Raw genomic sequence first — 21427 nt, 5'->3', positions numbered from 1 at the left:
TGTGGGATGGGCATCTTGCCCGTCCCTTGTATTTCAGGGCGCTCGTGTCGCCCACCCGACAAGAATCATCCCTTGATTCAGCAACGCCAAAAAATAAAAGGCAACCTTCACAGATTTCCAGTTTTACCCAATCAGCACGGTGGGGCAGATATACTGTTGAGTTGTCTCACTATTGGGATGGGTATCAACCTCCAAAGGACTTTATGCGAGCCTGGGGACGGCACAGGCGTTGTCCAAACTATATAATCTAAACACCCAATCACAGAAACAGCTTTTCGCTTCTGCTCTGGTGTAACCTCTAGATAGCGCTGCAACGTCTCCAGCTCGCTGTGACCAGAAATTTCTTGAATAGTTCGCAAAAGTATCCCGGCGCTTGACATCTGCGTGAGGGCTTTTCGGTGATGGTGATTTTAAGTATAATACCCAAACTGCGACGTAGATAATACGCTACGTGCCTCTATCCGCCTTAAGGCTATAAATAATAAACCCCTGACAATGACTGCCAGAGGTTAGGGTGTTGACTTTAAGTGAAAGAATGTATCCAGTTTTGTTATACAGTAATCCATCTCACTGGTACAGTTAATAATATTGTGTTCAATTTACGATATAGCGGTTCTCAGTTGAGTGAGGTAGAAGAACCCGACGCCAACCTCCCAAGAGCAAGCTCCTCGCTTGCTCTGATGTACCTCATTTGATTAGGAAAAGCTATAAGTCAAGCTAGAGAGGTATGCAAAATGAAAAATCTAGTCAAAAATCTCCTTGATGAACGAACAAAATCAATTATTAGATCGTCCGATCTATATCAAGTTTTATATAATAAAATGCATTCAAGTAAGCTAGCTGCCGCAGGCAAAAGGCTTGATATTTGCGCCAATGAAATTGCTATCTATCTGCTTCAGTCTGGTAAAGAAAAATATGTATTGCGCGATAAAATTTGTCTTGAAATTGGAAGTGGATGGTTACTGACTCATTCGTTAGTATTTTACCTTCTTGGAGCAAAAAAGGTGTATGCAACGGATGTTTGCCCTTTATTACAACCCGAAAATATTTTCAAAGCTGTGTGTAACTCTGTAGATTGGAGTATCTTAGATAGTTTATCTACATTTGAAGATCGGGATATTATCGACTTACGTTTAAAAAAACTGCTTTCATTCAAAAACTTATCGGTAGAAGTCTTACAAGACTTGGGCATAGAATATATTGCTCCAATTGATTTGTCTCAAAAAGTGCCGAGTAAAGAAAAAATAGATTTCATATTCTCTAAATCTGTGTTAGAGCATGTGCCAGTTGATGATGTTGTGCCACTTTTAGAAAACCTTGTAAGTAGTCTTTCTGAAGATGGCTTTATGTTCCATCTCATTCATTTACTAGATCACAGAAATATGAGACAAAGACCATTTGATTTCTTTGCTTATCAACAGGATGCCTATTCAAGAGAGTTACAATCAAGGTGGGGAAATCGAATTCGACGAAGCCAATGGAAGCAGATATTTTCTAACCTTAAGCATTTGGACTCTAAGTTTGTATTTGAGTGGTCGCAAAAGGAGGGAGAATTACCAGAAAAAATCGACTCGTCTATTCAATATACAGATGAAGAAGATTTAAGAATCTCCCATATCGGTGTAGTTGGACAATTCATATAGCTTCTGAAAGTCAAGCTTTAGAGGTTATTTATAAAGTAAAAATAAAATTACCGTAGGGTGTGTTAGGCGCATATCTCGATCTAAGTTTGTCACGAAAAACACAATCAAAGCGCCTAAGGCACTGCCAGATAACATGGTGCGTTAGACCCAAGCCGTAACGCACCCTACTTAATATTTACTTTATAAATGGTCTCTTAGGTAAGGAGAAGTTCTAAGTGGAGGAAACCTTCATTCAGATTCAGTACTAAGTAGTGCTTTTACCCTTTTGGATATATCACTTTGGGTAGTTAAAACTGATAGCCAGCATAGATAAGATTTGAATGGTGCTTCAAAACTATCTTAATATGTAGAATGCCAACTGCTTTGATTACTGGTGCTTCTAGTGGTATTGGTAAAGCTTTTGCCGAGGAACTAGCTGCACGCAAGACAAATCTTGTACTCGTTGCTCGTTCCGAAGAGAAACTAAGCCAATTAGCTAAACAACTACGAGAACAACACAAAATTCAAGTAGAGGTTATAGTCAAAGACCTCACAGAACCTAATGCAGCTGCTGCTGTATTTAATGTCACAAAAGAAAAGGGATTAAGCATTGACTTATTAATCAACAATGCTGGTTTTGGTTACTATGGCGACTTTGCCGAAGGGGATGGAGAAAGACAAGTCAAAATCGTACAATTAAACATTTTAGCATTGGTAGATTTAACCCATAAATTTTTACCCTTGATGCGGCAACGTCGTTCTGGAAGTATTATTAACGTATCTTCTATTACCGCATTTCAACCGATACCATACCTTTCCGTTTATGCTGCCAGTAAAGCTTTTATTCTCAGCTTTAGTGAAGCGCTATGGGCAGAAAATAATCAATATGGTGTCCGTGTTCTAGTCACTTGTCCAGGGCCAATAGAAACAAACTTTTTTGCAGAAGCTAATTTTCCTCCAGCACTGGCAAGTAGTACAGATAAAGTGTATTCTTCCCAAAAAGTTGTTTGGGAGTGTTTAGATGCTTTAGAAAAAGGCTATCCAACTGTTATTAGTTCTGATACTAACACTCAAATTAGAAGCAAATTATCTCGACTTGTACCGCGCAAACTTCTGTTGAATATGTTAGCAAAACACTTTAAAGCCTAAGTATATAGTTAGAAGCCTTTCAATTTTGTTGGATTTTAGATTTTAGATTTTCATTTAAATCCAAAATCTAAAATTGGTAGAGTTTGGAGTTAAAGACGGTGCTGATTTTAAAACTCCTAACTTTTCACTCTTAACTCCTTACTTATAGCGGTTCTCAATTGCATCGAAAACAGACCTAACCCCCAGCCCCTTCCCTAGTAGGGAAGGGGAGTAAGGCTCAATAGAAGAGAGGAATGGAATGCATCCAAACGAGAAGCGCTATATTACATATATCTTGTTAATTGAACTCGGTAACGGTCTTTTTTTGTAACGGCGATTTCCCCAACTTCTAAACGTCCTTTAGAACGAATGGCGATTAAGTCGCCTGATTTCACTTGAGAACTAGCTTGAGTAATTTCCTTCCAATTGACACGGACATCACCAGCATCAATGAAATCAACCATTTTACTGCGGGACATGCCAAAACCAGCAGATGCGATCGCATCTAATCGCAAAGAAGCCTCTACAGTAGTTAATTCTTTTTTCTTTGGTTCCCGAACCCTTAATTCAGTTACCTCAATTCGCTGAGTTTTCACAGGAACCGATCGCACCTGTTTAAGACTCATTTCCAAAAATTCCACCAACTCTGGTGCGACAATCGCCTGCGCCCCCCGCTCTCCCAAGACTATGATATCTCCCGTCTTTTCACGAACAATTCCCGTCCCCAACATTGCGCCTAAAAAGTCGCGGTGAGAGGCGGTATCAAATAGGAAGTTACCAGCAATTTCCACAGCGACAAGACTGACTTGAGATCGATCTAAGGGAAGTTCCGAACGAGCGATCGCTATTCTTTGGCGTTCAGCTTGTGGATATCCGCCCCACGCAACTAATTGCACTTCTGTTAATCGGTTAAACACCCGTTGAATTTCTGCCAATTCTGGGGGAGACAGAAAATCAGTCAAAACCACTTCCCAAGTTTTGATGGCTTGCTCTGCTTGATCGATTACACGAGCTACACTATCTCGATTTTCAACACCTTTTAAAAGTTCTTCTCGTGGCAACATTCTTAAAAATTATGAATTAGTCATTAGTCATTAGTCATTAGTCATTAGTCATTAGTCATTAGTCATTAGTTATTTATCTTTTACTAATGCCCCATGCCCCATCCTCCTCTTTAAAACTATCTTGATTCTAACTTTAATTCCCATTCTAGAAGGTTTTCATCCTTAGCAATTTGTTGCATTCCGAGTTTTTCCAAAATGCGAATCGAGGCAACACGATCGTCTGGAGAATGAGCGATAATTCTCTTGAGTTCTTGGTGAGTAAAGGCAAAATCGACCAGTGCTTTTACTGCTTCAAAAGCAAATCCCTGCTGGCGATAAGCTGATAGCACTTCATAACCCATTTCTACAGTTCCTGTTCCATCGGGTTTACCAATAAAACCCAAATCGCCAATTAAAGTAGAATCGGCAATGTGAATCATTAGCCACACACCCCAACCCAACTGGGAAGGGTCGTCTATTAGCATCTGAGCATACATTGGGAAAATATCTAACACCTCAGATTCATACCAATCATTAGGAACCCTTACCCCCAAAAGTTTCTCTACTTGGGATTTATTTCTTGTAATCACGGCTTGTGCTACTTCCAAAGAACAGGGAAGCAACTCAAGTCGCTGTGTAGTGATGTGTAAACTCTGATTCATTCAATACACAGTATTTGTGTCAGCATAACCTTGGATATTTTCTGGATCGAACTGACGTAATATTCGGGTTGCTTGCCGAGTAAGAGTTTCAGAACCTTGAACGGCAACTAAATATTTACCCGCATCTAAGCGGTTGCGATAAGGTAAAGCATCACCACCACCTACGAGTAAACCGACTCCGCCACCAACCACCACACCACCCATAGCACCACTAGCAGCACCCAGTAGTCCGCCAACGATGTGATTGCCAACTTCACCCGCCCAGGCAAAAGTATCTAAACCAGTGATCAGGCTGAAGGTAAAACCTGCAAAAAAGCCGAATGGTATCAGCCAGGTTGCCATCAGTTTTGCTTGCTTTTTGGCTTGGTCTTTAGGGTCAATTAAGCCAAACTCGTCAGCTGTTTTATACCCCCTTCCCAGGATAGTGCTGTTTATGCCTTGTTCTTCTAAAGCTAAGTAAGCAGCTTCGGCTTGAATGCGGTCTGGTAATACGGCAACAAGGTAATTCATTGATTTTACAATTTGTCTAATAGAAGTTTTGCCTTAATTAACAGCGTATCAGTCCTGGTCGAATCAATCTTGCATTGGGTAGGAATTAGGATTCAGGAATCTTACTCCCCAACGCTACAACGGTTGGGGTTGGGGGCTAGGTTTGTATTAAAATCAACTGCAAACCGCGACGCCGAATAGCCCGCCGCAGGCATCGCACAAGTTAGCACAAGTAAAATGTACATCCGATCACTTTAGCGAATCTAGTGGCTCACAAAAATTGTTCGCGCCTTGCTTGAGGACATATATCAAAACTGGCGTTGCCAAACTTTTAGGAAACGTCGGCATTGCTTTTAGACGTTCCATCATCTTTTGAGGTGAAGTATTAAGCAAATCTTCCCGATATTCTTGTTCGCAAATCACCGCACGCCATTTTCTAGCCAAGGCATCTAACCACTCGGAATTTGCTCTTTCTGGTTGTTGTCCTGCCCGAATAGCTAGCGTCATCGCCGCATCTTCTAAATCTCCATCACAGTCTTCAATCAAATCCAACGCTTCCATATCGCTGGGATCATCTGCCAATTGAGAGCGAAACTGTGCAATTTCTTGAGATGTTACTTTAGTCATGAGTCTTTGACAAGGCGAGCGATGCCTACGGCGGTAAACTACGAACACTCAGTTATGTTATATCATTTCACAAAATTCCTGTTACAAATACGTTTTTCGGGGCGCTTTCAGAATCTAAAATCCGTCTTGGAAAGTTCTGTACCCTTTGGGAAAGCAAAGACAGACGCTCGCGAACTCTCCAGAACTGATACAATTTGCGTCAAGACCTGCTAAAATATAGCTTTTTTACCAAAAAGCCTCATTTTTCAATGAGGCTTTTTGAATTTTTAATTTGGAGATACAGCAATTTGCTTTTTAAGTGAAGTACAAAATGCAGGACTCAGGCATGAGATATAAAGAGTTTCTGCCCCCTGCCCCGTGCCCCCTGCCTCCTACTCCTGCCTCAAAACCCGTAGCTTTGTACTTCATGCAAAAGAAAACTGCTGTAAGTAAGTCAGCAGTACTAGCGTAGTGCTCTGAGGGTAACAGAGCGTTGTAACTGAGCTAAAGCGCGGTTGTAATCCAAAATTGCTGTGACTCGATTACCTTCAGCTTGTGTGAGGTCGTTTTCAGAGTTAATGACATCTGTTTGAGTACCTACACCAGCTTGGAATCGCAAACGCGCTAAACGTAGAGCTTCCCTAGCTTGTTCTAAAGCGGTATTAGCGGTTTGAACATTCTCTAATCTAGATTGCTGGGTAGAATAGGCTTGTTCTACTTGAAAACGAATCTGGTTGCGCTGTTCAGCAAATTGAGTTTCTGCGATCGCAATATTAACTCTGGACTGTTGTGCCCTTGCTCTTGCTGCTCCCCCATCAAATAAATTTAGAGTTGCCCTAACTCCAAATGAATAACCATCAGTAACGCTGACATTATCATCGAACTGGTCTAGCAGGTCGTAGCTGCCTACCAAACTAATTTGAGGGCCTAACTCCGCAAGAGCTTGCCGACGCTGTTGTTCGCTGATATTGCGTTGTGCCAACTGCTGTTGCAGTTCCGGACGATTTTGATAAGCCAGCACAATACTTTGCTCTAGCGTTGGGTTCCAAAGACCAGCTAACTGTACAGGATCGGCTGCACTGATATTTATCGCCTGCGGCAAACTTATCCGAGTTGCTAATTGACGACGGGAAATTTGCTGCTGAGATATAGCATTAGTCAAACTTTGTTGAGCATTTGCTAAATTCACCTGAGAGCGTAGCACATCGAAGCGAGTGCCAACCCCAGCTCGTTCTAAAGCTACTGCATCACGCAAACTAGCCTCAGAGTTCTGCACAGCCGATTGGGCAATACGTACTTGTTCGTCCGCTTGTTGCAGATTGTAGTAGTCAGTGGCAACATTTAGACGGATTGTCTCAAATTGAGTTTCCGCAGCCAACTCATAGAAACGTACCTGTTCTTCAGCCGCTCTGATGCTAGCTTGGACTCTCCCAGAACTATAAACGTTATATGAAAGTTGTGCTTGACCAGAAAAAGATGTACTGGGTTGATCTTGGTTAGAGAGTAAGCCATTTCGCCCGCTTAATTCGTCCTGAAGCTGACTACTAGAAGACTGACTACGAGTCAGATCCGTGCTAATACCCAGAGTGGGCAATAAAGCAGCTTGCGCCTCGCGTAGAGCCGCTCGATTGCGTTCTAGCTCCAATAGAGACACCTGTAGATCCCGATTATTACGGCGTGCTAGCTCTAGAGCCTGTGCCAAAGTAATCGGCTGATTTGCCTGAAGTCTCACTTCCTCCGGTTTGGTGGGAAATTGCAGGGGATTTGAGTTAGGAATCAGGTTCTCTGGAATTTGCACCGGCCCTGACGGTACAGGAGCTATGGTTCTCGGCACAGTGGAAGGTTGCACTGAACCCTCTGGTGTAGGAGTTACGGTTCCTGGCACAGTTGAAGGTTGCACTGAATCCCCTGGTACAGGAGTTACGGTTTCCGGCGCACTGGGAGTTGGCGTCGAATCTGCCGGAATCGGGGTATTACTCTGAGCTACGCGGCCAATAGCATTTTGTTGTAAGCAGGTGCTTGAGGTTAGTAGCAAATCGGACAAAGAGCCTGTTTTGCTTTTTCCCAACTCCTGTGGACACCTCTGCGCTGACAAGAGTTTTGCTGCTCCTCCACCTGTGGCTGAAGTTTCTAAAAATGTTTGCAACTGAGTAACAGTATTTATCTTTTGAACCGCTGGCTGCTGTGCAGAAGACAGGGACAAAATTTCTTTTTGGACAGAAGCGGGTTTTGAAGTGTAGTTGGGAACTACTATCCGCTTTAATTTCTGCCAATATGCCCTTGAATTACTCTGTTTTTGGTTATTTGGAGCAGAGTGACTGACATCAAGCTGTTGGGAAGGATTAGAGGTAGGTGTCAAACTAAAAAATCTACCTTCATCTTTCTTAAGTACTTGTTTTATTGGCACAACAGTATTTTCAGCAGTAAACACTGGAATACTGTTATTACTTAAAGGCTTGACACTAAGTTTAGTAAAACCAAAAGCAGGTACTAAGGTTGGAACGCTAACATCTCCTGTTTTAGGCAGTTGCGTATTCTTGGTGTCTACAAGTAAGCCTTGACCATAAGTAGAAGTCAAAACACTAGGAGAAGACGCCAAATGTACGCCAGTTAGTTTCACAGTACCAGCCCAAGCAGGCTGAGTTGTTAAGACCGCTGCCGTTACACCAGGTAAGAAGCTATAAAATAATTGCTGTCCTTTCACCGCATCCCTCACACGAAAATCAATCTAGCGGCAGAAAACCTTTCTTCACCACAGAATATAGCACGATACTAAATTTAGGAAAGAATATACTACGATACTAAATTTAGGGTTCGGAACTCTGTTTGTCTTCAAAACGCCTAACAATGCGAGAAAGTTCCGCCTTTTCATCGATACTAACGCGAGTAGGAGCACCGCTGATAATCCGTTCGTAGTTTCGGAAAGAATCTTTAATATCGGGACCATCCGCAGTGATATTATACTCACGAATGCCCTTATCATGCCAAGAACCTCTCATTTTAAATACGTTAATTGCCCGGGACATTTCTCCACGAATTTCTACGTACTGTAACATCAGAATTGTATCGGTGATCGTAGAAATATGAGAATCAGTAATCGAATGCGCTCCCAAAAATTGGTCAGTTGTGTTAGTAAAGAAACCAGTAATTTCTTCTTGTTTAGCATAACCCGTCACACCAATTACAAACTGCCGAAATGCATTATTGCTCACTCCTCTAGCTAATGCTGATAGAGAGTCAATGGCGATCCGAGCTGGTTTGAAGACAGCAATTTCTGATTTGATAATTTGTAAGTGGTCTTCTAAACCAGTTGATTCGGGATAGGTACAAATTATTTTGAGTAAACCTCGATCCTCTAATTCTTCAAAATCAATTCCCCAAGAGGAAGCATTACGAGATAGTTGGGCGCGTGATTCTTCATAAGCAAATAATATTGCCTGTTCTCCATTGAGGCAGCCATTTTGAATAAACTTACTTACTAACAGCGTTTTACCAGTACCTGTGGCTCCTGTTGCCAAAATAATTGAATCTTTAAAGAAACCACCACCACACATTTCATCTAAGGTTTTGACACCAGAAGATACCCTGACATTAGAAGACCGTTGAGTCAAGCGCATTGCTCCTAGTGGGAAGATGTTAACTCCTTCATTAGTAATCGTGAAGGGATACTCGCCTTTCATATGAGTTGTGCCGCGCAACTTGAGAATTTCAATTGTGCGACGACGGCGTTCTCCTTCTAAAACGTTACGAACAATTACTACATTATCGGAAACAAATTCTTCTACTCCGAAAGAAGCAACGGGCCCATATTCTTCACTACGTTCAGTGGTAATTACAGTAGTGACACTCAGTAGTTTGAGACGTGCTACCAGGCGAAAAATCTCGCGTCGCACTACTCCCATCGCTTCATACTGCTGAAATACTGCTGTTATTGAGTCGATTGAAACTCGTTTAGCTTTGTATTTGCGAATGGCATATTGCAAGCGTTCAATGAGTGCAGAAAGGTCAAAATTTCCCACGATATCTTGACCTTCTGGATCGGGCGATGCATCAAGAATAAATAACTTGCCTTCTTCGATTAAGCGTGGTAAGTTCCAACCAAAAACATGAGCGTTTTTAATAATATCACTGGGTGATTCTTCAAAGGTAACAAATACTCCTGCTTCATCAAAGTAGGTGATACCGTTATAAAGAAACTGAAGAGAAAATAAAGTTTTGCCTGTGCCGGAGGTGCCACTGATCAAGGTAGTTCTACCAATTGGTAAACCACCATGACTAATATCGTCAAACCCTTCGATCATCGTCCGAATTTTTTCTACACCCCTAATTATCGGTGCTTGCTTTGGTACTACTTGCTCGTTTTCACTCATTGCTTGATAACAAAAGGGTATTAAACTAGATATTTTTATTATTAAAGTTTGTACTCAATTTTTTATGATTAAAATTTTACTCTTCAAAATCTTCTTCAGTCAGTTCTTCATAGAGCAAATCTAATCCAATTAATACTCTTTCTCTATCTGAAAGATCCCCGATAATTTTGCGAACGGGTGGAGGCAAAATTTTTGATAATGTCGGCGTCGCCAATATTTTATCTTCTTCCGCCAACTGCGGGCTTTTCAGGACATCGATCACTTTTAATGCATAAACTCCTTCAAACTCTTGTTCTAAAATATCTTTGAGTGTTTTTAATGCGCGGACGGAATTAGGCGTGTTTCCTGCTACGTAAAGCTTGAGAACGTAGGTTTTTCTGGCTTTGTTCATATACTTAATGGCTAATCACGATCGTAGAAATACATGCGATCGCGCATTGTGAATAACTAACAGCGGTAGCTTGTTCCAAGTTGAACATCGATAAATTTAATTTAATTTATTTAGAAATTGAACTCCTATAGACTTCACACAGGTGAGCCAGGATATCGATCAATGTTAGGCGGTAATCAAGTAACGTTTCATTACTCCTTCCTTCTAATTTTAGCTGGTTAGAAAATTCTTCAATTACCTCCATGTGAATTTCGATGATTTGGGGCACAGGAATATTAGCATAAAATATAGTATTGATAAATTTATCAATTTTATCTTTGAGTGTTTTTTCTGTGGTAAAATATTGTATAAGAATCAGGCTGTAATCTGATTTAAGCTGTCTTAATAAGCCTTGCCTTTCTGCTGGAGTCATCTCCTGAAAATGCTGTTGGCTTTTTGGCATCTGACTGGCAAATACATAGACGTACTTGTCAGTGTCTACCTTACTTGGATTTTGTTGCGGCCAATTTGGGAAGTAGTTGATTTTTTCAGAGGTAGTTGCAGCAACAGGTAGATAGCATAATTGGGCGGTAATCGCGTTAATAAATTTCCACGCCCATGCGATCCAATGTTTTTGGTTGGCTAAGTCAACTAAATTATTTAAAGATTTCTTAACATCAGGTTGCAGAATCAGTATCGGTAATAACATCTATTCTTGAATCTATCTCCTCGATCGCCCCGACCAAGAAACGTGGGCTGATAAGTTTGGCTAACGCTTCTAGGGGAATACTGGGTGTGCAGTAAACTAGTGATATAACCCCAAAATAAGGCTCTGTGTTAGCAGATAGTGCTAGCCACTCAACAATCTAGTGCCATAAATAAGTCGAAAAACTTAGTAGGTCTTTGATAATGAGGTATCTGTCGCATAGCAAGACACAGTAGCTAATTTATTATTTGCATATCTATGTATATAAGATAGATTGTTTTATTTTGCTCCTTGATAAGATACTTAAACGAACTTAAAGGATTGTCGCATTCTAAATCATTATAATTCCTCAAGGTTCTAAAGCGATTCTTTGGGGCCATAATTGTTTTAGCTGTCGCTATCGATGAGGAGTTTAAACACCAGTAAGACACTGGGGAGGCTAGTTGTTAGAAATGAGAAATGTTGCCTCTTGGAAAAATGCACTCGTCCGCAAGCAAGTGTCCGTGAGGGAAAATCCCGTTGTTTTAATGGCGTTGAAATAACCAGAGTTGCTTATATGAGTCTTCTTAGAGGATATGACTTCAGGCGAAAAGACCATCAACAGTTGGCAGATGGCAATGCCGGAGGGTTCCACAGGAAGAATGACCCCCAAAGCCCTATGTTAATGTTAGATTACCCGCTTTATGACTTTCAGGCAACCGTACCTAGCTGCCCCCAAGCAAGTTCTCTGGCAGTGGTGTTGGAGATTTTTGAGCAAGAGCAGTGCGATCGCTTGGTAGTAGTGAATCAACAGCAATGCCCCATCGGATTGCTGTATTCTGCCCGTTTAATCCAAAAATTATTAGCACATAGTGACGATAAAAATCTAAATTTACATCAATCACTTTCTACCTGGGGTCAAGGTCTAATTGAGCCAATACAAACAATATCAGCTTCTGAGCGTGTAGAGCAATTAAGCTTGCACTTGGGTTATCCCCAAGCCGAAAAACACCAGAGCTTAGATTGGGCGCTGATTGACTCTGACGGTCAATATTTGGGGCTGTTGGATAGTTCGCGCCTGTTGCGATTGTTGGCTAAGGAACGCATGGCTGGGTTACAAAGTTCAGGCATCCAGAAGTCATCTGGTGCGCCGACGCCAAATGAACCCAAATCATTGGGACACCAGCCACTCGTACACTTGTTGGAAAGATTGCCTTGGCCTTTGATGTTGCAAACCGGTACTGGCGAGGTGGTCGCGCGAAATCCCGCCTGGTGGCAGCAATTAGGAGCCTTGAAAGATCCAGAAGGAGTTAGGCAACAGGTGGAGGCAATACTTGTCCCTAATCGCTCTGAAAAACCAGAATATGCCAGCCAACGAACAATTAAGGTTCATCCCAATGGTAGGGAGAACGAGCAGAATGGTGAAGAACTGACTCAGCAAGAAGCATCACCACAACCTGCATACAGTCGCTGCTATTTGGATAGTCAGGTGGGTACTTGTACCTGCGTTGTCGAAGTGCAAAATGGTCAGGAACGAATCTGGCAGTTTGCCAAAATTCCCTTAGATAGTCCTGAATTTAAAGTCATGAGTGGTGAAGAGGAGGTTGCACTCAGTAACGATTTGTGGTTGATTTTAGCTACTGATGTCACCGAACAGCAGCAGCTTTGCAAAGAATTGGCAGCGAAAAATGCCGATTTAATTCAACTAAATCGGTTGAAGGACGAGTTTTTAGCTTGTATTAGTCATGAACTCAAAACTCCCCTAACTGCCGTTTTGGGATTATCGCGGTTGCTCGTGGATCAGCAGTTGGGAGAACTCAACGAGCGTCAAGCCCGTTATGCGGGACTGATTCATCAAAGTGGACGCCACCTGATGAGTGTGGTTAATGACATTTTGGATTTGACCCGGATGGAAACGGGACAAATGGAGTTGACGCTGACGCCAGTAAAAATTAGTGCTGTGTGCGATCGCGCCTTATCAGAGGCCAAAGCCATCCACACTCAAACTACCAAAACAACATCCCAAACTCAACAAAATGCCCGTTCATCTGCTCCCCAATTCTGCCTTTCCATTGAACTAGGCTTAGACCAGATAGTGGCAGATGAATTGCGCTTGCGCCAGATGCTAGTGCACCTACTTTCCAACGCCTTTAAATTCACCGAAATATCTGGCGAAATTGGGCTGCGGGTGAGTCGTTGGGAAGGATGGATTGCCTTTACAGTTTGGGATACAGGCATTGGCATTCCCGAACACCAGCAACACTTAATTTTTCAAAAATTTCAACAACTAGAAAATCCCCTCACCCGCCAATTTGAAGGCACTGGTTTGGGGCTGGTATTAACTCGCGCCTTGGCTCGTCTGCACGGCGGAGATGTCAGCTTCTTATCGCGTGAAGGGAAGGGTAGCCAGTTTACCCTACTTCTGCCGCCCAGTCCTCCAAAAACAGGCTTTTCTGAACCAGATATGGGAATCAGAGAAGAGGAGGAGACACGATACCAACAGACACGAGAAAACTCCGCCGCTCGTCAGCAAGTTAGTACGCTAACACAGCATCATCCCGCGAGTTCGCAACGATTGGTCTTGGTAGTCGAGGCAGTAGCCCGATATATTGAAGACTTGACCGAACAACTCAAAGGTTTAGGATATCGGGTAGTGATTGCGCGATCGGGCACAGAAGCAGTCGAAAAAGCGCGACGCTTGCAACCAATAGCGATATTTTTAAATCCGTTGCTACCCCTGCTATCAGGTTGGGATGTGCTGACTTTACTGAAATCTGACACCGCAACCCGTCATATATCTGTAATTGTGACAGCGACGGGAGCCGAAAAGGAGCAAGCATTTGCTAACCGAGCCGATGGTTTCTTAAGTTTGCCAGTAGAGCATCAGGTTTTAGCACCAGTTCTAGAAAAATTATGTACTGCACAAGTAATACCGCAGATAGGGTTAAATAATAGTGCAATTATCCCAACTAAAACCCCACTGCGAATTCTCAGGTTGGTGAATCCCCAATTGGAATCAGTCAATCCCCACCCCTCACTTCGAGAACATCGGGTGATTGAGGTAGATGACCTAGATCAGGCAGAACTTTTGGCGCGGGTATGGCAGTTTGATGTCATTTTGCTAGATGTCGAAAGTACCACCGCCCAAATTTATCTGCAACAACTAATTGGGCATCCACGTTTGGCGGCTATACCACTAGTTACTTGCGATGTTGCAACCACCCTAATAGCTTCTAAAATCCCAGGGCTATCTGTATTTCCTTACTTAACACCATTTGCTAAAGACAACAGCAGTCGCACCGAGAAAACAGATGCCTTACTATCAGTACTGGAAATTGCTTCTGGTTTTTGCTGTCCTGCTAACATCTTGGTAGTGGATTTGACAATGTTGCGCGATCTGCCACAGGTAAGACGCAAGCAAGTTAAGGGTTATCGGACAGCAAAAAATTGCTCAATTAGTAGTGAAACTGCTGAACGGGGATCTGAGTGGTTCCAAGCTTTAATTCAGTACCTACAAACAGCAGGCTTCAAAGCGGCGATGAGTCCCTGTTGGGCAGAAGTGTTACAACAAATTCGCCACCAAAGCGTTGACTTACTGCTAATTTGTTTAGGAGAATCCGCCATCCACAAAGACGTGCTTAAAGCACTGAAAACATTGGGAGATTCACCTGACAAATTACCACCAATTCTGGTACTGAATCAGCGATTAAATAGCCCAGAAACCAGTTTCCAGCCAGAGGTAGCTTACAAGGAAATTGACAAGCAGAAGAAGAATGGTTTGGAATCGGTAGAAACTATTGTTGGTGCGATCGCTACCCAAATATTACCGCGATCGATATCAATGGAAGACCTCTTAAACCAGATCAATCAAGCTTTAGCTGTCAACGGGTACAATGGCAAATGTTAATTCTGGGGTCATTGGTCATTGGTCATTAGTCATTAGTCATTGGTCATTAGTCATTGGTTATCCAAAAAGGACAAATGATTAATGACTATTTAATAGTTTTATGAAATATCTATTTTTTCATTTTTCTTTTTCTTAAAAGGAACTCGAACCAAGTTATAAGCACCCTTGGTCGATAAATTTTTGTAATCATCTGGCTGTAAGTCCATTTGTAAAAACTTTTTTTGTTCGGCCAACAGCAGCACTGAGGCAGGTTTTAGTCCTTTAGCAGCCTGGTTTTTAATATGTTCTATAGCCTCTTTGGGAAATCTTAAATAATTTACATGAATGTGGCTGTAAAAGACCACACTAGGCTTTTTGAAGCCAAGCATGATCAATTCTTCCTCTGGTTGTTTTGTTTCTAGAATCACCGCAGACAACTCCCTTAAGGGTAATTGACGTTCTTGATCGATGAAAAACGAAGCAGGTGATAAGACAAAAATTAAAAACGCCACAAATCCTAGTAAATTAACACTGGTAATGTAGTTCCAGCGGCGACTCAGTAAGAAAGCGGCAACCAAAACAGCACAAACCAGCCAAATTCCACCCGCTATTACTGGTAAACCCGATTGTTGAATTAGTTCGTGGAAGTTACTTATAGCAGGATCGGTACCTAATATCTGGGTTATGTTAAACAGTGCTGTTGCCAAAAATGATAAAAACACTACATTCACCCAACCACTCCAGACGAGTATGGTAGGGATGGAAGAAGATGCGGTGAGGGCCAGACGCGGTGAACTAGTGTTGCCGTGTCCCCCTGTCTCCATATCCTCTTGATTTTCGATGTCCTTGCCTTCTCCTGTCTCTGTGTTTGGTAAAAGGTCGCTCCACAACAGGGCTACCAGGATTGCCGCTGCTGGCATTAGAGGCAAGACATAACTAGGGAGTTTGGTAACAGCAATGGTAAAAAAGCCAAAAATGCTAGCAAACCAGAACCAGGCGAATAAACCAAACTGCTGAAAACGTTCAAGCGATCGCCAGTGCGATCGCTGCCAAAACTTTAGTCTTACTATAGAGACTGGTAAATACACTGAGTATGGTGCAAAACCCAGCAGCACTATTAAAAAGTAAAAATACCAAGGCGCTGAATGACCATTAACCACTTCTGTAAAGCGTTCCAGGTTGTGATAACCAAAAAAGGAGTTAATGTAATTCCAGCCATTGCGCCAAATTACTAAAGCATACCAGGGCACTGATAAACCTAAAATTATCAGCATACCTACGAGAAGGCGCATTTCCCGCAACACCTCTCGAAATTTTCCCACGTAAAGCAAAAAGGCGACAACAATTAGCGCAGGCAAGACAATTCCCACAGGGCCTTTAGTCAAAATTGCGCCTGCAATCAGTACATAAAAAGCTAAATACCACTTATTAGGGAATAGAGAATCAGGCATTGGGGATGGGGCATTGATTGTTCTTTCTCCCCCTACTCCCCCTACTCCCCCTACTCCCCCTGCTCCCTGCTCCCTGCTCCCTTCCTTCCTTGCGTAGCCTAGAAAGAAACATAACAAAGCTGATGCTATACATCCGGTGAGCAGCATATCAGAGACACCGGTTCTCGCCCAAATAATAGTTTCGGGATTGAGCGCCATGAGCGCTGCTGCTATAAAAGATGTTAAGTAGCGGCGAGTAGGACGTGAAACTTGCTCTAATTCGTCTTCTTTAGCGAAATACCACTGTATGGTGTAAAAAGCTAAACAAATTAAGCCGAATGCTGCGATCGCTGAAGGAAGGCGTACTGCCCACTCATTTACCCCAATAATTGCATAAGCGATCGCCTGACACCAGTAAATTAAGGCAGGTTTATCGAAACGAGTGTCACCATTGAAAAATGGGGTTATCCAATCACCTGTGACGAACATCTGGCGGGAAGCTTCGGCAAATAGCGGCTCTGTCTCATCAATCAAGCCGGTGTTACCCAAATTCCACCCAAAAGCTACCCAGCCAATCACTATCAACCACAAAATTGACACAGTTACGCCAAGGGCTGGATTCTTTCCTATTTTGTTGAACCACCGATCGACAGTGTGCTTAACACTCAATTTCATTCTCATTAGTCAATAGTCAACAATCACTAATCAATAGTCGTTGGTTATCTATCTTTTGTTCTTCGGAGTTTTAAATTCAACAATTTTACTCTACTCAGTACTCTACACTTTTTCCTGTTCAGTAACGCCAGTTGCTCCAAGTCGCCAGAGAAACTTTTATAACACACTAGTACCGCAAGGCGGAATTAAAAATTAAAATTTAAAATTTAAAAATGAATACAGCGTAAGCGTTTCATTGATTAGAAATGAGTGGTTTACTTCTGCCGTGCTGTACTAGTGTGGCGAAAGTTTGCCTAGCTTTCACAAGTTGCTCAAGCAAGTTGTCTAGCTGATGGTAGCCTAATTTACGTTAATCCTTACTAGTTATTCGCTACTACTCAATAAACTAAACCACATCTAGTTTGCATATTCAAAATTAATATAACTCTTGTGGGGTGGGCATCTTGCCCGCCCTAATTATGCAAGTTAAATGTGGAATAGCTTATGGACTATGGACTCAGCACTAGTTGCCATTCTCTGTTTTGGGAATTCCACTTAGGTAATTCTGTTTCGCCGACAACATAGGGGCCCCAGTAACGACGGGAACCATCTTGTGCAAAAGCAACTAAAATATCTCCCTTTTCCAGCTTTAAATTATTCTGAGGTAGGGATACAATCAGTCCCTTCTCACTACCTTCTTGAGGATCAAAATCCCAATGTGCCGGTACATCATAATTATTCTGTTTAGTACCAGAGCCTTTTGCTACCGACTGTCGCGCCAGTAGAGCCACTCGCACAGGCTGATTTGTTTGATTGCTTATTCGCAAAGTCCCTCGATCCTTGGCTTTGCTTGCTGATTGATCGCGATCTGCCAAAACAGAATGAGTATTCTTTTTACTGCTATGTTCTGCTTGATTCGTTGGGGTAGTTACTGGAGTAGATACACTAGCGGAAATACCTTTTTCAGGTAAAACAGAAGTTGTCTCCCACTCTTGACTTTCTGTTGGCAGTTGTGAAGATGTATCTGGATTTGTAGGCTCAAAGGATACACTAATTCCAAAGCATCCCACCAAAGCAACAAGCAGTCCCAAGCAACAAGCTGTAACACCGACGTTACGATACACTGAAGATTTCATATTGATAGTTTTTAGAAATAAATATTTTGTTTAGGCTTGAGCAAATAGTAGCCTATTATCACAAAAGCTAATCATAGAAAGTAGCCTAATATAGACTTTTCCAAAATTAGGGATACGAATGTATTATAAATATCATTTTGATTAGAAACATTTAGAGCAAATTATTTCTTTGATGTTTGACAAACAAGGGGTACAGACACCCATTGCTTCGGATTGTGACCGTAGGCTTGGATAAAAATAAAAAATTTTATACCGATCCAGCCAATTCATTTGTATAAAAAAATAAAAGTTTCCTGAAACCGCTAGCGGCCTCAACAAGGCGTCCTTTGCCAAACCTCACATAAGTTTAAGTGTTATATATCTTTCTGCTATGAAAAGCCACCTTTTAAAAAGTGACTAGTGATATAGCAAGTGCTTGTAGATTCTCCTAAATCCACGCCAGTTCCTTATCCTGCCGTGAGACGCTACGCATAGCTTGCTTTCCCATAAGGATACAAGTCAGGAAACCCACGTAACGGACTAGCTCCCTTTAAAAAGCGGAATTTGAGTTATTTTCCCCTTTATATAAGACTTTCTTGTGGGGATCAAACTAAATATTTATACTTTTTAAACACCTTCTAAGAAACTGTATTTCTCTGAAGATGATAAAATAGCCAAATTTGAATAAACGCTGGAAGCCCAGTACATACTTATAATCTTAACAAACAAGCTGATGCTAAAACCAATATCCTCCTTAAGATATATGTATTTCAAGATATCTTGACTTTCCCACAGAAGTCCCTTTGATGCAAAATACTCGTCTCAATAACTTGTTCGATGCTATTGCTACACGCTTTGGGCAATGGTTTTTAAATCCTTGGCGGCGGCTATCGCTGCTGATAATTAGTTTTTTGTTCGGTTTTTTTCTGGGAAACGCAGTTTCCACTACAGCCGGACAAGAGGGTGTATTAGATATTGTGGTAGCTGCTTTTTTGGTACTGTTGACGGAAATTACCAGCAGAATATTTTATAGTCGCAGCTTTTTGTCAAGGCGATCGCTCTTGATAGACTCACTAAATCTGCTCAAAGTTGGTTTCATCTACAGCCTGTTTCTCGAAGCCTTTAAGCTGGGATCGTAGGGAGATGGGGAATTTATGAATTTATGGCTGAGTGAGATTTTGGCAACAGAGGCGCTGGGAGAAAATTGGCAGCAGCAAGCAACAGAAGCAGCACTGGCAGATAGGTTAAGAGCAAAAGCTTTTGGGATCGCGCCGGAAAATGTCGATGAAGCAATCGAAAGGCGATCGCATTTACTAAAATCTGTTCTCCCAGGTTTTAGTCAATTCTGCCAAACTACCCTCCAAATCGAACCCAAGGAAATGTTACAGGTGTTGTGGGACTTGTGGCTGCCTTTGGGAATCAAACTAGCATCGCAGCGCCAACAGTTAGGACGCCCTCTGATTCAGGGAATTTTGGGAGGACAAGGCACCGGTAAAACCACAATGTGCAAAATTCTCAGTTTGATCCTCGATCGGTTGGGATACCAGACTGTGAGCTTATCTTTGGATGACTTATATAAAACTTACAGCGATCGCTTACTCTTAACACAGCAAGATCCCCGCTTGATTTGGCGCGGCCCACCAGGAACCCACGATATAGATTTAGGCTTAAATGTACTAGATCGAATCCGCCAGTTGCAAAGTCCAGTTATGGTTCCCCGCTTTGATAAATCTGCTTTTGGAGGCGCTGGCGATCGCACTAATCCAGAAATGGTCACAAATGTAGATATTGTACTATTTGAAGGTTGGTTTGTGGGTGTGCGGCCAATCGATCCAAATGTATTTGATACTGCACCGCCGCCAATTGTTACAGATGAGGATAGAGCATTTGCCCGCGATCTGAATTTTCGCCTCCACGATTATTTACCACTGTGGGAGCGATTAGACAGCTTAATTTTGCTTTATCCGAGTGATTACCGCTGTTCTTTGGAGTGGCGCAAACAGGCGGAACAGCAGATGATTGCTGCGGGTAAATCTGGGATGAGCAATGCAGAGATAGAGCAATTTGTCAATTATTTTTGGCGATCGCTTCATCCGGAATTATTCATCAAGCCGTTGGTAAAAGATGCAACAGCTGTCGATCTAGTGATTGAGATTCATAGCGATCGTAGCTTTGGTGAAGTGTATTGCGATCGGGCTGGGGTATGAAACAGCCTTGTATGAGCAAGTGGCGTGGATTTGGGAGGATCTAAAAGTATTTGATATATCACTAGGGACTTTTCAAACATCCTCTAAAGCTGACAAATTGCTTTTAAAACTTGTAGCAACTGGCTTGAACGTTCTCTTTCCATTAAGTTTAATTCTGGTAACAGGTAATAAATAGGGGGATTTCCTTGTTCAAGATAGACAAACTGATAATTTAAGCAAATATAAAGCTACAGCAAAACTATAGTCGCAGCTTTTTATCAAGGCGATCGCTTCATCTATATTGATTCATTAAGCCGTTGGTAAAGATGCAACAGCAGTTGATATAATGATTAATATTCATGCCGATCGTAGTTTTGGTGGAGTGTATTGCGATCGCATTTAGGAACGTGGATTTGAAATTTCCAACTTTCTTAGCAAAGGCAGGATGAGCGGTGGCTTGGGTCGTTGCTCTTAGCATCTGGTAGCACCTGACTTTTGACGGGATATAGAAAGTCAGAAAGTATCACAGAGGACAAAACTTTTCTCAATCACCGCACCCAAGAAAACTTTTCGAGTTATTCAACGCTGATAGGATTGATTCAAAGACTTGTGGAATCTGCTCTTCCTAAACAGACTAGACTTGCATAAATTACTATCAACAACTTTCGACTCACACCATGAACCGTTTTACCTCTATTTTACTCGCCGGCTTGATAGCATCTGCATCAGCTTTGGCTATTTCTCCAAAAGCTGATGCTAAGGCATCAGTGTCTTATCTTACTGAGTTAGATAACTACAGCTATCATCGCAACGATGATGGTAATCACGAACTTCTGAGTCGTCACCATAGAGATGGTGATTATGAGCGCGAGAATAACCTTCGCAACATTCGTGACAATAACTATCGCTATGAGCGCGAGGATAACGTTCGCAACATTCGTGGCAATAACTATCGCTATAACCGCGAGAATAACGCCGGCTATGAGCGCGAGAATAACCGTCGCTATGACCGCGATAATAATCGCCGCTATGAGCGCGAGAATAACCGTCGCCATGACCGCGATAATAATCGCCGCCATGAGCGCGAGAATAACCGTCGCTATGAACGCGAGAATAACCTTCGCAACATTCGTGACAATAACCATCGCTATGAACGCCAGCGCGACTGGGGTCGTGATTAA

16 protein-coding genes and 1 pseudogene are annotated in these 21427 nt (G+C 42.2%); 6 read left to right on the top strand and 11 right to left on the bottom strand.

Going from position 1 to position 21427, the window contains the following annotated elements:
* Nucleotides 1–734: 734 nt before the first annotated feature.
* Together V7L01_RS23855 and V7L01_RS23850 are read left to right on the top strand one after the other, a co-directional pair.
* Nucleotides 735–1643 (top strand): hypothetical protein, encoded by a 909-nt coding sequence (locus V7L01_RS23855; protein WP_335039057.1) that lies wholly within the window; start codon nt 735–737, stop codon nt 1641–1643.
* A 351-nt stretch (nt 1644–1994) separates the two neighbouring features.
* On the top strand, nt 1995–2771 hold the full coding sequence (locus V7L01_RS23850) for an SDR family NAD(P)-dependent oxidoreductase (RefSeq protein ID WP_335039055.1): 777 nt from the start codon (nt 1995–1997) through the stop codon (nt 2769–2771).
* Between the two features lie 263 nt (nt 2772–3034).
* Here V7L01_RS23850 and V7L01_RS23845 read toward each other — a convergent pair whose 3' ends face one another.
* The 8 genes from V7L01_RS23845 to V7L01_RS23810 form a co-directional block, all read right to left on the bottom strand.
* Nucleotides 3035–3814, bottom strand: coding sequence for a photosystem II S4 domain protein (locus tag V7L01_RS23845; protein ID WP_335039053.1), 780 nt, complete (start codon nt 3812–3814; stop codon nt 3035–3037).
* Nucleotides 3815–3930: 116 nt separating this feature from the next.
* Entirely contained in the window at nt 3931–4455 is a 525-nt protein-coding gene (locus V7L01_RS23840) for a GNAT family N-acetyltransferase (protein WP_335039051.1), read from the bottom strand.
* Nucleotides 4456–4965, bottom strand: coding sequence for a hypothetical protein (locus tag V7L01_RS23835; RefSeq protein WP_335039048.1), 510 nt, complete (start codon nt 4963–4965; stop codon nt 4456–4458).
* Nucleotides 4966–5193: 228 nt separating this feature from the next.
* A complete protein-coding gene (locus V7L01_RS23830; RefSeq protein WP_335039046.1) occupies nt 5194–5571 on the bottom strand; it encodes a hypothetical protein in 378 nt (125 codons plus the stop codon).
* 442 nt (nt 5572–6013) lie between these two features.
* Nucleotides 6014–8254 (bottom strand): TolC family protein, encoded by a 2241-nt coding sequence (locus V7L01_RS23825; RefSeq protein WP_335039044.1) that lies wholly within the window; start codon nt 8252–8254, stop codon nt 6014–6016.
* A gap of 103 nt (nt 8255–8357) precedes the next feature.
* Nucleotides 8358–9920 carry a circadian clock protein KaiC gene (gene kaiC, locus V7L01_RS23820; RefSeq protein WP_335039041.1) on the bottom strand — a complete coding sequence of 521 codons (1563 nt, stop codon included), beginning with the start codon at nt 9918–9920 and terminating at the stop codon, nt 8358–8360.
* A 76-nt stretch (nt 9921–9996) separates the two neighbouring features.
* Nucleotides 9997–10311 (bottom strand): circadian clock protein KaiB, encoded by a 315-nt coding sequence (gene kaiB / locus V7L01_RS23815; RefSeq protein ID WP_335039038.1) that lies wholly within the window; start codon nt 10309–10311, stop codon nt 9997–9999.
* Between the two features lie 106 nt (nt 10312–10417).
* Nucleotides 10418–10999, bottom strand: a complete 582-nt coding sequence (locus V7L01_RS23810) for a KaiA family protein (protein WP_335039036.1) — start codon at nt 10997–10999, stop codon at nt 10418–10420.
* Nucleotides 11000–11654: 655 nt separating this feature from the next.
* Here V7L01_RS23810 and V7L01_RS23805 point away from each other — a divergent pair.
* Nucleotides 11655–14882, top strand: coding sequence for a hybrid sensor histidine kinase/response regulator (locus tag V7L01_RS23805; RefSeq protein WP_335039112.1), 3228 nt, complete (start codon nt 11655–11657; stop codon nt 14880–14882).
* Nucleotides 14883–14980: 98 nt separating this feature from the next.
* Here V7L01_RS23805 and V7L01_RS23800 read toward each other — a convergent pair whose 3' ends face one another.
* Nucleotides 14981–16972, bottom strand: coding sequence for an ArnT family glycosyltransferase (locus V7L01_RS23800; RefSeq protein WP_335039034.1), 1992 nt, complete (start codon nt 16970–16972; stop codon nt 14981–14983).
* 482 nt (nt 16973–17454) lie between these two features.
* On the bottom strand, nt 17455–18081 hold the full coding sequence (locus V7L01_RS23795; RefSeq protein WP_335039031.1) for a hypothetical protein: 627 nt from the start codon (nt 18079–18081) through the stop codon (nt 17455–17457).
* Between the two features lie 785 nt (nt 18082–18866).
* Here V7L01_RS23795 and V7L01_RS23790 point away from each other — a divergent pair.
* Both V7L01_RS23790 and V7L01_RS23785 read left to right on the top strand, forming a co-directional pair.
* On the top strand, nt 18867–19199 hold the full coding sequence (locus V7L01_RS23790) for a DUF565 domain-containing protein (protein ID WP_335039028.1): 333 nt from the start codon (nt 18867–18869) through the stop codon (nt 19197–19199).
* 15 nt (nt 19200–19214) lie between these two features.
* Nucleotides 19215–20267 (top strand): glycerate kinase, encoded by a 1053-nt coding sequence (locus V7L01_RS23785; protein ID WP_335039026.1) that lies wholly within the window; start codon nt 19215–19217, stop codon nt 20265–20267.
* 83 nt (nt 20268–20350) lie between these two features.
* Here V7L01_RS23785 and V7L01_RS23780 read toward each other — a convergent pair.
* Nucleotides 20351–20479, bottom strand: a pseudogene (locus V7L01_RS23780) (restriction endonuclease subunit R); the annotation flags it as partial.
* 444 nt (nt 20480–20923) lie between these two features.
* Between V7L01_RS23780 and V7L01_RS23775 the strand changes: the two are divergent.
* Complete coding sequence (locus tag V7L01_RS23775) at nt 20924–21427, top strand: hypothetical protein (RefSeq protein ID WP_335039024.1); 504 nt, start codon at nt 20924–20926, stop codon at nt 21425–21427.

It is taken from the genome of Nostoc sp., from assembly GCF_036917095.1.
In the GTDB taxonomy this organism is placed as follows: Bacteria; Cyanobacteriota; Cyanobacteriia; order Cyanobacteriales; family Nostocaceae; genus Nostoc.
This window is presented reverse-complemented; position numbering and strand designations above follow the sequence as displayed.

Bases quoted from the DNA above. Each gene is read 5' to 3' on its own strand.
- V7L01_RS23830 (WP_335039046.1), bottom strand. From the start codon at position 5,571: ATGACTAAAGTAACATCTCAAGAAATTGCACAGTTTCGCTCTCAATTG.
- V7L01_RS23790 (WP_335039028.1), top strand. From the start codon at position 18,867: ATGCAAAATACTCGTCTCAATAACTTGTTCGATGCTATTGCTACACGC.
- V7L01_RS23795 (WP_335039031.1), bottom strand. From the start codon at position 18,081: ATGAAATCTTCAGTGTATCGTAACGTCGGTGTTACAGCTTGTTGCTTG.
- V7L01_RS23805 (WP_335039112.1), top strand. From the start codon at position 11,655: ATGTTAATGTTAGATTACCCGCTTTATGACTTTCAGGCAACCGTACCT.
- kaiC (WP_335039041.1), bottom strand. From the start codon at position 9,920: ATGAGTGAAAACGAGCAAGTAGTACCAAAGCAAGCACCGATAATTAGG.
- V7L01_RS23810 (WP_335039036.1), bottom strand. From the start codon at position 10,999: ATGTTATTACCGATACTGATTCTGCAACCTGATGTTAAGAAATCTTTA.
- V7L01_RS23840 (WP_335039051.1), bottom strand. From the start codon at position 4,455: ATGAATCAGAGTTTACACATCACTACACAGCGACTTGAGTTGCTTCCC.
- V7L01_RS23800 (WP_335039034.1), bottom strand. From the start codon at position 16,972: ATGAGAATGAAATTGAGTGTTAAGCACACTGTCGATCGGTGGTTCAAC.
- kaiB (WP_335039038.1), bottom strand. From the start codon at position 10,311: ATGAACAAAGCCAGAAAAACCTACGTTCTCAAGCTTTACGTAGCAGGA.
- V7L01_RS23845 (WP_335039053.1), bottom strand. From the start codon at position 3,814: ATGTTGCCACGAGAAGAACTTTTAAAAGGTGTTGAAAATCGAGATAGT.
- V7L01_RS23855 (WP_335039057.1), top strand. From the start codon at position 735: ATGAAAAATCTAGTCAAAAATCTCCTTGATGAACGAACAAAATCAATT.
- V7L01_RS23775 (WP_335039024.1), top strand. From the start codon at position 20,924: ATGAACCGTTTTACCTCTATTTTACTCGCCGGCTTGATAGCATCTGCA.
- V7L01_RS23785 (WP_335039026.1), top strand. From the start codon at position 19,215: ATGAATTTATGGCTGAGTGAGATTTTGGCAACAGAGGCGCTGGGAGAA.
- V7L01_RS23835 (WP_335039048.1), bottom strand. From the start codon at position 4,965: ATGAATTACCTTGTTGCCGTATTACCAGACCGCATTCAAGCCGAAGCT.
- V7L01_RS23850 (WP_335039055.1), top strand. From the start codon at position 1,995: ATGCCAACTGCTTTGATTACTGGTGCTTCTAGTGGTATTGGTAAAGCT.